The organism is Poseidonocella pacifica, assembly GCF_900111875.1.
Taxonomy (GTDB): Bacteria; Pseudomonadota; Alphaproteobacteria; order Rhodobacterales; family Rhodobacteraceae; genus Poseidonocella; species Poseidonocella pacifica.
In genome coordinates, this window is the sequence record NZ_FOJU01000003.1 from 621,617 (window position 1) to 635,335 (window position 13,719).

Genomic DNA, 13,719 nt, shown 5'->3' on the forward strand with positions numbered 1-13,719 from the left:
GATCTTACTCGTCTTCGGAGGCGAAGATAAGCCGCTCATCGCACGGCGCGACCCGCAGGATGTTCGTGGTGCCCTTCACGTTGAAGGGAACACCGGCGGTGACCACGATAAAGTCCTTCTCGTCCGCATAGCCAAGCTTGCGGGCCGCACGGGCCGCGCCAACCACGGCCATTTTGAAGCGCGAGACGATTTCTTCGGACACCACGCATGTGGTGCCCCAGCTCAGCGCAAGGCGGCGCGCTGTGGCAACCTTGGGCGACAGCGCGATGATCGGAACACGAGGCCGCTCTCTCGCGGTCAGCGCACCGGTGGTGCCGCTATCGGTGAAGCAGCAGATCGCCTTGATGTCGGTCGCTTCGGCGATTTCGCGCGCGGCAGAGACGATGGCATCGGCAACACTCTCGCGTGCCACCTGACGGGAAGCTTCGAGGATACTGTTGTAGTTCTTGTCGCTTTCCACCTCGATGGCGACGTTGTCCATCATCGTGACCGCTTCGATCGGAAACTGCCCTGCGGCGGATTCGGCGGACAACATGATCGCATCGGCACCTTCATAGATCGCGGCGGCGACATCGGAAACTTCGGCGCGCGTCGGCATTGGGCTTTCGATCATGCTTTCGAGCATTTGTGTCGCGATAATCACCGGTTTCGCGGCCTTGCGGCATTCGCGGACCAGACGTTTCTGAATCGTTGGCACCGCTTGCACCGGCATCTCGACCCCAAGGTCGCCGCGCGCGACCATGATCGCGTCGGAAGCCTCCAGAATTTCGTCGAATGCCTTCACGGCGGCGGGCTTCTCGACCTTGGTCATGATCGCCACACGGCCCTTGGTGAGCGCGCGGGCTTCTTCGATATCTTCCTTCCGCTGGACGAAAGAAAGCGCCAGCCAGTCGATATCGAGTGTCAGGGCGAATTCAAGATCCGCGCGATCCTTGTCCGAGAGCGCGGCGAGAGGAAGCACCACGTCAGGCACGTTCACGCCCTTGCGGTCGGAAATCATGCCGCCCGCGATGACTTCACAATTGGCGAAGTCCTCGCCGCATTCCAGCACCTTGAGACGCACCTTGCCATCGTTGACCAGCAGACGCGCGCCGGGTTCCAGCGCGGCGAAAATCTCCGGATGTGGCAGACAGACCCGCGTCTTGTCCCCGTCGGACGGATCCAGATCCATGCGGAAATGGTCGCCAGTAACCAGATCGACCGGCCCACCCGAGAATGTGCCGACGCGAAGCTTGGGACCCTGCAGATCAACCAGAATGGCGATCGGGCTTTCGAGTTCCTTTTCGACGCGGCGAATGATGTCGTACCGGGCGCGCACGTCGTCGTGGCTGCCGTGGCTCATGTTCAAGCGAAACACGTCCGCGCCGGCTTCGTGCAGGCCGCGGATTGTCTCGTAGTCGCTTGATGCTGGCCCCAGCGTGGCCACGATCTTGACTTTGCGATTTCGTTTCATGCGTTCTCTTCCCTATCGTCAACGGTGACCTAAACGGCCGGATCGCGGCGTCTGCGGACCACCGTTACCGCTAACCTCGCTCGACGGCTTTATGACCCAATTCCCTTTTCCACACAACTGCCCTATGGGGTGGCTCAGGATTGTGACATGCCAATGACTTACCACCCTTTCGAGCGCCTCGAAGCGCCCCGCCCCACCCGCTGGCTGCTGACATGCGACCACGCGGCGAACACGGTTCCGCCTTTCGTCAATGGGGGCGATCTGGGCCTGCCCGCGTCCGACATGTCGCGCCACATCGCCTATGACGTCGGCGCGGCGGGCGTGACCCGGCGTCTTGCGACGGCACTTGGCGCGCATGCCGTCCTGTCGAATTTTTCCCGACTGGTGATCGATCCGAACCGGGGCGAAGACGATCCCACGCTGCTGATGAAGCTCTATGATGGCTCGATTATCCCCGCCAATCGTCATGCTGGCCCCGAAGACCTCTCCGCCCGAAAGACCGCATGTTACGATCCCTACCACCAAGCTGTTGAGGATCTTGCGAACCGTCAGGATGACCCGGTCATCGTCTCGATCCACAGTTTCACGCGGCAACTACGTGGCCGTGCCCCCCGGCCGTGGCAAATCGGCATTCTCTATGCGGAGGACGACAGGCTCGCCGGCGAGTTCATCGGGCAACTTCGCAACGACAGGCCCCTCGCTGAATTGATCCGGAGCGCATGCGGCGAGCCACTTTGCGTCGGTGCGAATGAACCCTATCCGGGCTACTTGCCCGGTGACGCCATCGACCGGCACGCCACGGCACATGGGCGGATGAATGTGCTGATCGAAATACGCAACGACCTGATTCAGCATGAGGACGGCCAGCGGGCCTGGGCCAGTCTTCTGGCCCCTCTGCTTGAACGTGCCCTTGCCGCTGCACAGATGAAAGAAAACGAGGAGACCGATTGATGGATGACCAAACCCGCATCGAGCTAGAAGCCGCCGCCTTTCGTCGCCTGCGCAAGCATTTGATGGAAGATCGCACGGACGTTCAGAACATCGACATGATGAACCTTGCCGGGTTCTGTCGCAACTGCCTCTCCCGCTGGTATCAAGAAGCCGCGAATGAACGCGGCATCGAGATGAGCAAGGACGAAGGGCGGGAAATCTTCTACGGCATGTCCATGGCCGACTGGAAAGCCAACTTCCAGACCGACGTCGGCGACGACAAGAAGGCGGCCTTTGAGAAATCCTTCGCTGAAAACGTGAAATCCGAAACCTGAACTGCCTCAGCATTACAGAGTAAGCGAGCCGCAGTTCAGCCCGGTTCCTTACTCTGCCCAATGGGGGTTCGGCTGCATATTGCCTGCGGCGCGCTTATTTTCAGCTCTCGCCAGAGAGGTCCGCCTCAGATTGCCCCTTCCGGCTGACCCACCACGACGAAATGCAGCGACTCGGGGCGCAGCAACTCGGACGCCACACGGTTGGCCTCCTCGAGCGTGACCGCGTTCACCTTGTCGTTGCGGGTAGCGGCGTAATCAATGGGCAGGTTCTGCATTTGCATCCCGACGAGGATATCCGCAATCGGGCCGTTGCCGTCGAAGCGCAACGGATAGGCGCCGGTCAGGTAGGTCTTCGCGGCCGCGAGTTCCTCCGCCGTGACGCCGTTTTCCGCCATGTCCGCCCATACCTGCCTCGTGACCTCGACAGCCTCGGCAATCCGGTCGTTCGCCGAGGAGACGGACCCCATGACAAGCTCGGCGTAGTCCTTCGGCACAAGGTAAGAGTAGATCCCATACGTCAGGCCGCGATTTTCACGCACCTCCGTCATCAGTCGGGACTCGAAGTTTGATCCCCCAAGGATGGTGTTGACGATATACGCCGCGAAAAAGTCCGGGTCGTCGCGCTTCATGCCCAGATGACCAAAGAGCGCCACGGATTGCGGCGTCGGGAAATCCACGACGGTCGTGCCACCTGTCAGCGCAACGTCCACATGATCCGGCATCGGCGCGCCGGTCTCCGGCAATCCGCCGAGAAGATCGTCCAAGAGCGGGCCGAGTTCTTCGGCCGTGATGTCGCCAACTGCCGCCACATAGATCCGATCACGGGCCATGACGCGATGCTTGGCGGCCAATAGGTCGTCGCGGGTCAGGGCGGAAACGCTCTCGACTGTGCCAGACCGATCGGAGCCATAGGGATGATCCCCAAAAGCCAATCGGTCAAAGGTTTTGCCAGCGATGTCGTCGGGATCTTTCTCGGACGAGCGAATGTTTGACAGAACCTGCGCGCGAACCCGTTCGATGGCATCGCCATCGAAGCGAGGTTCGGTCAGGGCGGTTTCCAGCAAGGCTATCGCCTCCGGTCTGTTTTCCGTCAACATTCGCGCGGAAACCGAAAGGGCATCGTCATAAGCGGAGAAGCCAAAGGATGCGGCCAGCCCATCCCGGGTCTCGGAAAAGGCGCGGGCATCAAGCTCCCCGGCACCCTCTTCGAGCAGGGCGGTCATAAGATTGGTCGCACCGCGTTTCCCTTCGGCGTCGAGCGAGGAGCCGCCACTGAACCGGATTTCCAAGGACAGAAAGGGGATTGAAGGTTCCTCGACCAGCCAAGCGGTAATCCCGCCGGGGGAGGTCACCTCCTGGATATTCACCTCGGCGCGTGCCGGGAGCGCAGCCGCGAATGCCAACAGCGTCAGGGCAAAACGGATCATTGAATGGCCTCCTCAGTAGGGGAACCGGACACCAGATAGCCGGTGACGGAGCTTGCGGGCCGCCAAAGATCCCGAGCGGCGGCGAGTATGTCGTCTTCGGTCACGGCCTCAAGGATCGCGGGCCATTCCTGCACGTCCTCGACCGTCAGTCCCGAAGTAAGAGCCGACCCATAGCGCCGGGCCAGTGCGGCCACGTCGTCGCGCTCATAGACAGTGGAGGCACGTATTTGCATCTTGAGGCGATCAAGCGCGGCGGAATCCACACCCTCTTCAAGGAAACTTTCCATCGCATCGTCAAGCGCGGCCTCCGCCTCTTCGAGCGTGACACCCTCAGCCGGCACCACGATCAGGCTAAAACTGGTGTCGTCCAGCGAGGTCGCCCGGTACCCCGCGCCCGTATAGACAGCGATCTGTTGCTCGAACTGCAATTTGCGCGCGAGGTGCGAGGTTGTCCCATCCCCGCCCAGAAGATCGGCGAGCAGCGTCAGGGCCGCTGCGCGCTCCTGCGCGCCGGGATCGCGCTCCGGTGCGAGGTAGGTTCGCGTGACATAAGGCTGTGCCACCCGCACATCGCTGAAGACCATGCGCCGCGCGGCAAGATGGGTGGGTTCCTTGACCCGTTCACGCGGCTTCAGATCGGGGTTCGGCGGAAGCGGGCCATAGTGTTTCTCCGCGAGGGCCAGCACATCCTCCGGGGCAACGTCGCCCGCCACAACGAGGATCGCGTTATTGGGGGCGTAATACTGCTTGTAGAAGGCGAGCGCATCGTCGAGGCCCAGCGTCTCCATCTCGTGCCGCCAGCCGATGACCGGTGTGCCGTAGGGGTGATGCAGATAGAGGGCGGCGTCGCGCTGTTCGCCGAACAGGGCGGAGGGATTGTTCTCTGTGCGCTGGTTGCGCTCTTCGATGATGACGTTGCGCTCCGTCTCGATCTCTTCTTCGCCAAGTTGAAGGTTGACCATCCGGTCTGCCTCCATCTCCATCATCAACTCAAGCCGGTCGGCGGCGACGCGCTGGAAATAGCCGGTGTAGTCGTTGGAGGTGAAGGCGTTATCAGAACCGCCATTCTCGGCCACCACGCGCGACAATTCGCCCGGCTCCATTTTTTCAGTGCCCTTGAAGAGCAGATGTTCAAGGAAATGCGCCACCCCGGAGGAACCCTGCGGCTCATCGGCGGCACCTGCGCGATACCACACCATGTGGACGACAACAGGGGCGCGATGATCCTCGATCACGACGACCTCCATCCCGTTGTCGAGGGTATAGGTCGTCACCATGTCACTGGCACGGGCCGGAAGGGCAAAGAATAAACTGGTGAGAATGAGGGCAAGCAGGCGCGGCATGGGCATCCTCCATAAGGCGTGCGCCATAGGTACGCAGAAGCGCAGCGCGTTCAACCATATATACGCAGACGTGAGCGGGCGCGACTACGGTAAGGGCGGCCGCTGCGGCAGGGACTACTCTGCGGGCGGCGCGCTCGGCGTCGGCAGGCCTGCCGCACGGAAACGGGCAGCTTCGGCCGCTGCATCCAGCGCTTGCGCCGAATAGGCCGCAAAGTAAGGATCCGACCCGCCAAGGCCGCCTGTGCTTATCCGGCCCCGGCGTGCGCGGAAAGCGGCATCCTCCTGCGCGAGCAAGGCACGAATGCCGACCCTTGTCCCAGCCTGAGACACCGCGGCAACGAGGGCCGCGTCCGAGGCGGGAAGATCGCCCGCCACCAGCGCGCTCGGGCTTCCACCAAGCGCAGCCACGGCATCGGCCTTGGGGTGCTGGTCTGCGAGGTTGGCTCCCGAGGCGGGCGGCGGCAGGACGGCCATGGACTGTGGCATCTCTAGCGGGCGCGCAGGAAGCGCGCGAAATTCCTCTGGTCCCCCGCTTATCTCGTTAAAGCGGTGCAGGCGATCATTGCCGCCACAGGCCGCAAGAGCCGAGACAAGACCGGTGCAGAGCAGAATGTGAGCCAAGCGCATGAATTTCCCCCGGTTTGCGGACCGCGACCAGTGTTAGCCGATCTCTTTGGCGGCGTCACCAGCCGATTGAGCCCTACTTCTTTCCCGTAAAAAGCACGAGCCCGATCGCGCCTGCAAAGATCGCCACATCGGCAACGTTGAACGCAAAAGGGTTCTCGATCCCGCAACAGGACATGTTGATGAAATCGGCCACTGCCCCATAGGCAAGACGGTCCACCACGTTGCCGAGCGCGCCGCCGACCAGCACCCCGGCGCTGATCTCGGCCCATTTTCCCGGGCGCTCGCGGCGCATCCAGATCAACACGGCGATCACGATGGCAAAGGCCACCGCGATCAGGATCCAGCGCGCGCCCTGCCCCGAAAAGAGACCGAAGTTGATCCCGGTATTCCAAGCCATCCGAAAATTGAGCCAGGGCGGCAGTACGTCGATACCGCCGCGCAGGCGCAGATCAAGCCATTGCACCACCAGAAATTTGGTCGCCTGATCCAGCAAAAAGACGATTAGTGCCGCGGCCGAGAGGTGTGGGGAAACCGGGCGCATCAGTGGCGGAAGTGGCGCTGGCTGGTGAAGACCATGGCAAGCCCGGCCTCGTCGGCCGCCGCGATCACCTCGTCATCCCGCATGGAACCACCGGGTTGGATCACGGCCGTGGCGCCTGCCTGCGCAGCGGTCAGAAGGCCATCGGGGAAGGGGAAAAAGGCGTCTGAGGCGACAACGGAGCCCTTCGTGGGGCTTTCCGGCAGGCCCAGCACTTCGGCCATGTCTTCGGCCTTGCGCGCGGCGATACGCGTGCTGTCCACGCGGCTCATCTGGCCCGCGCCGACGCCAACGGTCGCGCCGTCCTTGACGTAGACGATGGCGTTCGATTTGACGTGCTTGGCCACCTTCCATGCAAAGAGCATATCGGCAATTTCCTGCTGGGAAGGAGCGCGTTTGGTCACGACCTTGAGGTCGGCTTCGGTGATCACGCCATTGTCCTTGTCCTGCACCAAGAGACCGCCCGAGACTTGGCGGTAAGTCAGCGCGGCTTCGGCAGGATCGGCGAGCCCTTCGGTCAGCAGCAGGCGCAGGTTCTTCTTGGCGGCAAATATCTCCTTCGCGGCCTCATCCGCACCGGGGGCGATGACCACCTCGGTGAAAATCTGGGTGATCTCCTCGGCGGTCTCCGCATCCAGGGGACGGTTGAGCGCGATGATCCCACCGAAGGCGGAGGTGCGGTCGCAGTCGAAGGCGCGTGTGTAGGCGTCCTTCATGGAATCGCCGCGCGCCACGCCGCAGGGGTTGGCGTGTTTGATGATGGCGCAGGCCGGGCTACCGCCGCCAAATTCGGAAACCAGTCCAAAAGCGGCATCGGTGTCGTTGATGTTGTTATAGGACAGTTCCTTGCCCTGAAGCTGCCACGCAGTAGCGACGCCGGGCCGCGTGCCGCCATCAGTGTAGAACGCAGCACTCTGATGCGGGTTCTCGCCATAGCGCAGGGTTTGGGCGAGGGTTCCGGCAGTCACGCGACGGCGCGGCGCGCGCTCACCTATGGCGCTGGCCATCCAAGTGCTGACGGCGGCATCATAGGCACCGGTACGGGCATAAGCGATCTGGGCCATACGCTGACGGAAGGCGAGCGTCGTTTGCCCCTCATTGCTATCGAGTTCAGTGAGCAGCGCGTTATAGTCCTCCACGTCGACGATCGTCGTAACCGCGCCGTGGTTCTTGGCCGCAGCCCGGATCATTGCCGGGCCGCCAATATCGATGTTCTCGATGCAGGTGTCATAATCGGCACCCTTGGCCACCGTCTCTTCAAACGGGTAGAGGTTCACGACGAGCAGGTCGATCGGAGCGATATTGTGCTCCTCCATCGCCGCCACGTGCCCCGCATTGTCGCGCAGCGCCAGAAGCCCGCCATGTACCGCGGGGTGCAGCGTCTTGACCCGACCATCCATCATCTCGGGGAAACCGGTCACATCCGCGACATCACGCACCTCAAGCCCCGCCTCACGCAGGCTCCGTGCAGACCCGCCGGTGGAAAGAAGCTCCACGCCCCGTTCGGCAAGCGCCCTGCCTAGGTCGATCAGGCCCGATTTGTCGGAGACAGAGAGCAAGGCGCGGCGAAGGGGGGCAAGGTCGGTCATGGGAACTCCGGGTCAAACAAGAGGATTCGCGCATCCGTTACGACAAAACCCGGTCATGTTGAACCGCGAAGGTGCCCCGACACCGTTTCACGCGGGCACAAGAGGCAGTGCTGCGGCGATCAGATCGCGGGTAACAGAGTGATCATCAGGCGTGCGCGTCAACTGCCAGCGCACCCGCGTCGCCTCCCCGGTCGCCCGCCCTGTCAGGATGATCTGATCCGTGGGACGCGGCTCACGCTGGCCCGCCTCGAGATATACGGACGGCGCGAATGTAAGCTCGGCGTGCCCATCATGATCGAAATGCCAGCGTTCGCCACTTGGCAGGACAAGGATCACACCACCATCGGGGTGCGGGGAGGCTTCGACATCTGGATGCAGGTGGAACCGGATCTGGACTGGAATCCCGCCCCCTCCGGTGTTGGCCAGAGCGCGACGGAATTGCGCACCAGCGGCGGCGTCGAGCGTGACGACGAGATCTTCGCCGGATAACCCGCGCCCATCGGGGGACAGGTCGAGAATGCGCGCATGGGTCAGCCCGGTCGCCGCAACATAGGCGTCATGTCCACCTTCAAACCGCAGGCTGCCGCCATGCAGAGACAGCTTGGCCGGAACGTCGCGCGGGCCATCGGTCAGCATATCCGTCTCAGGTTGCAGCCGCGCGGAAGAACGCCCGTCGAGAACGAGACCCGAATGAGACAGCGACGCACGTCCGGCGCGGCGCCAATCCGCATCAACGTCCACACTGGTGCCGCAACTGACGATGATGGGGCGACGCCCGGAGGTAAGCTCAAACGCGAGAGTCGAGGCGTGCGCCGATCCAGCTGCGGGCCCGGTTGGCGGCGGCGCGGCATCCACGATCAACGTGCTGCGTCCGGCCGTACGCCGCGCATACCCCATGGCCAGACCCTGCGCGGGTCCACCGCGCAGCCGTGCCTGCGCCAAGGCACGATCAATGGCGGCAGGATCCCCGGCACCGCCCCCGTGAAACCGCGCCAGAGTTCCATCGGCATGTCGTACAGCGCGGAGGATCGCCCCGGACCGGGTCAGCACGCGGTCAAGATCCTCCGACGGGGCGAGCCCCAAGGCGGCGATCGCTGCCCGCAGATCGGAGAGGGCGCGAAACGCGGCAAAAAGGTCATCCGGCGCGCGGCTGGCAACGCCGCCCTCGGGCGTGAGAATGGCGCTGATATCCGAGATCGCCGCGCGGATCAGTGGCCGGGCGGAAACCTCCGCCCCCTCCACGAATGCCTTCGCTTTCAGCAGGGCATTGATCGCCCGGAGTTGCGGCAGCCCCCGCGGGGCCGCGCGCCACCGACGCCGAAGAAACAACAGGTGCCGTCCGAGCGCACGAGAGACTTCCTCGGGGGCAGCGCCAGAGAGAAGGATCTCCGCATGGCTCAGCATCTGCCCGAGGCGAAAAGCTGCAAGCTCTGGCGTCCACCCCGGACCACCGCCGCGCCCAAAGCGCGTGATCCACCCCAGCGTCCACGTTTGCGCCAGCGTCCGGGCGCGCGGCGTACCCGCAGCGGACAGATCATCAAGCCAACCGAACCCCTGTCGCGCCGCTTCGAAATTTGCATTAGGTGCGGGAATTTCCCATAGGTCCGCCCCGTTCCCCGTCACGCCCGCGAGATGAACATGCCCCTCCACGAGTTCCTGTCCGCGATCGGGGTCGCCCGCTCCTTCGGGCAATGGCATCTCGCGCAATACGGTCATCGGCCGCGTCAATCCGCACAGCCGCGCCTGCAATCGGTTCATGGCACCGACCCCGCGAGGAACCCTTGGTTGGGACATCTTGCTCGCCTCCTCGGCCGCGCGCTTGCGGGCCAAGCTCAACCTAGCGAGGCAATCTGATCAAGTCACGCAGGCAGGCACCGCCACAGTCGATTTTCAATCCCGAGCAAGAAGCGCCATGTAAAATCCATCCATGCCACCCCGTTCCGGCCAAAAATCGGGGCGCAGGCGAACGCCCCCCTCCTCGGTGGTCCAGGCGGACTCGAATTCCGGGCCGCAGGCAGGGACCACGCGCAAGCCCGGATGGCGCAGCAAAGCGGCGTCAATCTGGCACTCGCCTTCGTCCGGAAGAAGCGAACAGGTGCAAAAGACCAGCCGCCCCCCCGGCGCGAGGAGAGACAGTGCGTGATCCAAAAGAGCCGCTTGAAGGTCGATCAATCCGGCAATTTCCGCCCCATCCCGCGCATGGGGCAGGTCAGGGTGCCGCCGGATGGTGCCCGTCGCCGAACACGGCGCATCCAGAAGGATCGCATCGTACTTTCCAGTATGCGACAACCCGTCCTCAGCCACTACCTGCGCGGATAGGTGGCACCGTGCCAAGTTCTCCTCCAGACGCACAAGACGCGCGGCGGAAAGATCCACCGCTACCACATCGGCCCCTGCCGCAGCGGCTTGCAACGTCTTTCCGCCCGGTGCGGCACAGAGGTCCAGCACGCGCTCCCCAGGTTTTGGGGCGAGCAGTTTTACTGGAAGCGCCGCAGCGGCATCCTGAACCCACCAATCGCCCTGCTCATATCCGTCAAGCGCGCTGACCTGAACTGTGCCGCGTAACCGCACAGAGCCGGTGGAAAGCACTTCCCCTCCCAAACGTTCAGCAAGTTCGGCTGCGCCCCCCTTGGGCGTGAGGTCGAGCGGTGCACCGGCGAAATGCGCATCCTCCATCCCCGAAACCGCGGGCGCGCCCCATGCTGCTACGAGCGGCTTGCGCAGCCAATTGGGCAACCGCGGGGTCCGCAGCTTCTCCCAGCCCTCCGGCATTTCCGCCGCTACCTTCCGCAACACGGCATTGACGAGGCCCTTGAGTTGCGCCGTCCGCTTGCCCGCCCCCGCGATCCCTACCGAGGCATTTACGACCCCGTGTGCAGCCGCGCCCTGTGCAAGTTCCAACGTTCCAAGCCGCAGGATGTTTCTGATCCGAAGCGGCGGCGGTTTGCGCAAATGGCGCGCAAGCATCCGGTCCGTCCGTTCCAGCGCGCGAAGCGTCTCGGTCGCGAGTCGCTGGGCTCTTGCGCGTTCGTCCGGAGCAAGCCGTTCTAAAAGCCCGCTGCCAATCGCATCGGACAGCAGCCGCCCTTCGCCAAGCACAAGGTCGAGCAGATCGACAGCCCTCGTGCGCGCATCGACGGCGATTCGCTTCTCCGATTGATCTTCCGATTGGCTCATCGTCTTACCCGCTTGTCCTGAAAAGTTCCGTGCGTATATCAAGGGGACAGAGACGAGGAAAGCCGACGCATATGACCGACCCCCACAAGGACCTTCCAGACGCTGCAAAACGCGCATTGGCCGAAGCAGAGGAGCGCCGGCGCGCGCAGGGCGATTTCAAACTGCCTAATGAGCTCGGAGGCCGTGATGGCCCCGAACCGGTGCGGTATGGAGATTATGAAAAAATGGGTCTGGCCGTCGATTTTTGATTTGAGATCGTCGGTTAAGCCTTCCTGACGCTGCGTCGTATTTAAAAGGTGGGGTATTCCCGACCCGACAGTGCTTCGGAATACTGTAGAGACACCCCACGCCCGTGCAGTCAATGCGCGGGCTTTGTGTTTGTGCGGCCATCACTCACGGTAAGATACCCGCACGAAGAAGGCCCCGGTGGGGATGCCGGGGCCGACTTTTACTTTGTACCGAAGCGCTCAGCGCGCTAGGGCGCTCTTACCGGTTGATTTCGCTGATCTTGCGGTCTTCGACCAACTCAAAGCGCGCGGGATCATATTCTGGCATTTCCTCGACTTGGTCTTCGGTCAAACCAGTGAGCACAATCTGTTCACCGTTGGCCTCAAAGTTCGACAGCGGAAGCGCGACCTTGTGCTCGCCAATTCCAAGGAAACCCCCTTCTGAAATCACGGCTACGACGGTGCCGTTCTCAAGGCCGACGGCGTCGATTTCCCCGATATCATCGCCCTCGGTATCAAAAACTTCGCGCCCGACAAGTTCGGCGGTTGTGAAGTTGTAGAACGGGCTTTTCGAAAGATCATCGGCCGCCAGTTCAGAGTTATCGGGTGTCTCGACGTTCACTGTGGCCTGATAGCCGTCCGCGAGGGGATCACGGTCCGGGCTGCCGGTGTCGCTGCGCGCGTCGCTCAGGACCGGGTCTTCCTGAGTAGTCTCGGAATCGCTCTCTGCGGCAATGTCCGCATCCGACTCAACGTTTGCTTCGGAATCGGAGTAGGCTGAATCGGCGGCAGAGATATTCTGTTCAATCGTCGTAGATGTGTCCGTATCTACCTCAGACTCTTGTGCGACAGCGGCGCCGGTGCCGAGAGCGAGGGTCAGAGCAGTCGTCGAAATGAGTTGCGTCATGCGGGTCATGGCAAGTCCTTTCTGTTGTTTTGGCGTGGCGGCATCATTGCCGCGTCTCGCCATCCCAACGTCAGACCCCCGCCGAACTGTTCCACTCAGGCATCGCCGGGTTCGGCGGATTTTTGCCTCAGATGATCTCATCCTCGTCAAACAAAGGCGCTGCGTCCTGATGATCGGCAAGACCCTGCGCCGCCGCACGGGCATGCGATTGAGCGCGAAGTTGCGCGATGTGGAACAGCGCATCGCCTTCGTTGACCACGGGCAGATTGCTCCGCCCGACGATGATGCCCGCGTCTTCGGCCCGCACTTCAGCCTCCGCCTCTCCGAAGGGATCGGAGATGATCCCGAGCACGGAACCGGCCTCCACGTAGTCACCCGAGGTCTTGAGCGTGCGCAACAGGCCTCCCGAGGGCGCGCGGGCCCAGGATGAACGCCCGCAGATGACGGGCTGACCACGGCCTTTTGGGACTCCCTTCGCAGGGATCATTTCAAGCGCATGCATGACCCGCAGAATACCAGAAACCCCTGCCCGCGCCGCGACCTCATCAAAACGCAATCCCTCTCCCGCCTCATAGAGAAGCACGTCGACGCCAATTTCCTCCGCGGCATGGCGGAGAGAGCCTTCGCGAAGTTTCGACATGAGAGCGACCGGCGCACCGAATACCTCGCCCATTTCCCTCAACCGCGCATTGCCAGGCGTGAGGCGAATTTGCGGCAGGTTCATCCGGCCCACCGCTGCAGAATGCAGATCAATCCCGATGTCAGATCGCGCGACGACCTCTGTCAGAAAGAGGTGTGCGAGCCTTCCCGCAAGCGAGCCTTCGGAATGGCCGGGAAAACACCGATTGAGATCACGCCGATCCGGCAGGTATCGGGAGTGATTGAGAAAGCCGAATGCGTTGACGATCGGCACCGCAATCAGCGTGCCCGACAGCCGTTGAACCGTGCCAGCGCGCAGGAGTCGGCGGACGATCTCCGCACCGATCACCTCATCCCCGTGAATCCCCGCGGAAACGAACATCACTGGGCCGGGTTTGCGGCCGTGTATCACATGCGCCGAAAGGTTGACCGGGGTGTGATCCGACATGACGCTGACAGGCAGATCGACGGTTTCGCGGTGCCCGGGGGCGATGATCCTGTTGCCGATTTGAAACCCGTCGCGCATA

13 protein-coding genes are annotated in these 13,719 nt (G+C 62.7%); 3 read left to right on the forward strand and 10 right to left on the reverse strand.

Going from position 1 to position 13,719, the window contains the following annotated elements; translation table 11 throughout:
- Positions 1 to 4 precede the first annotated feature (4 nt).
- A complete protein-coding gene (gene pyk, locus BM234_RS11615) occupies positions 5 to 1,453 on the reverse strand; it encodes a pyruvate kinase (protein WP_092064919.1) in 1,449 nt (482 codons plus the stop codon).
- Between the two features lie 153 nt (positions 1,454 to 1,606).
- Between pyk and BM234_RS11620 the strand changes: the two genes are divergently transcribed.
- Both BM234_RS11620 and BM234_RS11625 read left to right on the forward strand, forming a co-directional pair.
- Positions 1,607 to 2,404, forward strand: a complete 798-nt coding sequence (locus BM234_RS11620) for an N-formylglutamate amidohydrolase (protein ID WP_092065258.1) — start codon at positions 1,607 to 1,609, stop codon at positions 2,402 to 2,404.
- Positions 2,404 to 2,718: a DUF1244 domain-containing protein gene (locus tag BM234_RS11625; protein ID WP_092064923.1), complete on the forward strand. Its 315-nt coding sequence runs from the start codon at positions 2,404 to 2,406 to the stop codon at positions 2,716 to 2,718. Before BM234_RS11620 ends, BM234_RS11625 begins: the two co-directional genes overlap by 1 nt.
- Positions 2,719 to 2,843: 125 nt before the next feature.
- Here BM234_RS11625 and BM234_RS11630 read toward each other — a convergent pair whose 3' ends face one another.
- The 7 genes from BM234_RS11630 to BM234_RS11660 all read right to left on the reverse strand — a co-directional run bounded on the left by BM234_RS11630 (position 2,844) and on the right by BM234_RS11660 (position 11,419).
- Entirely contained in the window at positions 2,844 to 4,145 is a 1,302-nt protein-coding gene (locus BM234_RS11630; protein ID WP_092064926.1) for a M16 family metallopeptidase, read from the reverse strand.
- Entirely contained in the window at positions 4,142 to 5,488 is a 1,347-nt protein-coding gene (locus tag BM234_RS11635; RefSeq protein WP_245752604.1) for a M16 family metallopeptidase, read from the reverse strand. The genes BM234_RS11630 and BM234_RS11635 overlap by 4 nt, the downstream gene beginning before the upstream one ends.
- Before the next feature lie 114 nt (positions 5,489 to 5,602).
- Positions 5,603 to 6,115: a DUF3035 domain-containing protein gene (locus BM234_RS11640; RefSeq protein ID WP_092064931.1), complete on the reverse strand. Its 513-nt coding sequence runs from the start codon at positions 6,113 to 6,115 to the stop codon at positions 5,603 to 5,605.
- Positions 6,116 to 6,188: 73 nt separating this feature from the next.
- On the reverse strand, positions 6,189 to 6,656 hold the full coding sequence (gene lspA, locus BM234_RS11645; RefSeq protein WP_092064934.1) for a signal peptidase II: 468 nt from the start codon (positions 6,654 to 6,656) through the stop codon (positions 6,189 to 6,191).
- Positions 6,656 to 8,242, reverse strand: a complete 1,587-nt coding sequence (gene purH, locus BM234_RS11650) for a bifunctional phosphoribosylaminoimidazolecarboxamide formyltransferase/IMP cyclohydrolase (protein ID WP_092064937.1) — start codon at positions 8,240 to 8,242, stop codon at positions 6,656 to 6,658. The genes lspA and purH overlap by 1 nt, the downstream gene beginning before the upstream one ends.
- Positions 8,243 to 8,329: 87 nt before the next feature.
- Complete coding sequence (locus BM234_RS11655) at positions 8,330 to 10,036, reverse strand: heparinase II/III family protein (RefSeq protein ID WP_092064940.1); 1,707 nt, start codon at positions 10,034 to 10,036, stop codon at positions 8,330 to 8,332.
- A gap of 96 nt (positions 10,037 to 10,132) precedes the next feature.
- The gene (locus tag BM234_RS11660; RefSeq protein WP_092064943.1) at positions 10,133 to 11,419 is read right to left on the reverse strand and encodes an RsmB/NOP family class I SAM-dependent RNA methyltransferase; all 1,287 of its coding nucleotides are present in this window, start codon (positions 11,417 to 11,419) and stop codon (positions 10,133 to 10,135) included.
- A gap of 71 nt (positions 11,420 to 11,490) precedes the next feature.
- Between BM234_RS11660 and BM234_RS11665 the strand changes: the two genes are divergently transcribed.
- A complete protein-coding gene (locus BM234_RS11665; RefSeq protein ID WP_092064946.1) occupies positions 11,491 to 11,667 on the forward strand; it encodes a DUF1674 domain-containing protein in 177 nt (58 codons plus the stop codon).
- 238 nt (positions 11,668 to 11,905) lie between these two features.
- On the opposite strand, the gene BM234_RS11670 is transcribed toward BM234_RS11665, so the two are convergent.
- Complete coding sequence (locus BM234_RS11670) at positions 11,906 to 12,562, reverse strand: PRC-barrel domain-containing protein (protein ID WP_175501258.1); 657 nt, start codon at positions 12,560 to 12,562, stop codon at positions 11,906 to 11,908.
- 118 nt (positions 12,563 to 12,680) lie between these two features.
- The gene (locus BM234_RS11675; protein WP_092065261.1) at positions 12,681 to 13,718 is read right to left on the reverse strand and encodes a succinylglutamate desuccinylase/aspartoacylase family protein; all 1,038 of its coding nucleotides are present in this window, start codon (positions 13,716 to 13,718) and stop codon (positions 12,681 to 12,683) included.
- Between the last annotated feature and the right edge of the window lies 1 nt (position 13,719).

Excerpts from the sequence above, each read along its gene's own strand:
- BM234_RS11635 (WP_245752604.1), bottom strand. The coding sequence starts at position 5,488 with ATGCCGCGCCTGCTTGCCCTCATTCTCACCAGTTTATTCTTTGCCCTT.
- lspA (WP_092064934.1), bottom strand. The coding sequence starts at position 6,656 with ATGCGCCCGGTTTCCCCACACCTCTCGGCCGCGGCACTAATCGTCTTT.
- BM234_RS11625 (WP_092064923.1), top strand. The coding sequence starts at position 2,404 with ATGGATGACCAAACCCGCATCGAGCTAGAAGCCGCCGCCTTTCGTCGC.
- BM234_RS11660 (WP_092064943.1), bottom strand. The coding sequence starts at position 11,419 with ATGAGCCAATCGGAAGATCAATCGGAGAAGCGAATCGCCGTCGATGCG.
- BM234_RS11675 (WP_092065261.1), bottom strand. The coding sequence starts at position 13,718 with ATGCGCGACGGGTTTCAAATCGGCAACAGGATCATCGCCCCCGGGCAC.
- BM234_RS11665 (WP_092064946.1), top strand. The coding sequence starts at position 11,491 with ATGACCGACCCCCACAAGGACCTTCCAGACGCTGCAAAACGCGCATTG.
- BM234_RS11655 (WP_092064940.1), bottom strand. The coding sequence starts at position 10,036 with ATGTCCCAACCAAGGGTTCCTCGCGGGGTCGGTGCCATGAACCGATTG.
- BM234_RS11620 (WP_092065258.1), top strand. The coding sequence starts at position 1,607 with ATGACTTACCACCCTTTCGAGCGCCTCGAAGCGCCCCGCCCCACCCGC.
- pyk (WP_092064919.1), bottom strand. The coding sequence starts at position 1,453 with ATGAAACGAAATCGCAAAGTCAAGATCGTGGCCACGCTGGGGCCAGCA.
- purH (WP_092064937.1), bottom strand. The coding sequence starts at position 8,242 with ATGACCGACCTTGCCCCCCTTCGCCGCGCCTTGCTCTCTGTCTCCGAC.
- BM234_RS11670 (WP_175501258.1), bottom strand. The coding sequence starts at position 12,562 with ATGACCCGCATGACGCAACTCATTTCGACGACTGCTCTGACCCTCGCT.
- BM234_RS11640 (WP_092064931.1), bottom strand. The coding sequence starts at position 6,115 with ATGCGCTTGGCTCACATTCTGCTCTGCACCGGTCTTGTCTCGGCTCTT.
- BM234_RS11630 (WP_092064926.1), bottom strand. The coding sequence starts at position 4,145 with ATGATCCGTTTTGCCCTGACGCTGTTGGCATTCGCGGCTGCGCTCCCG.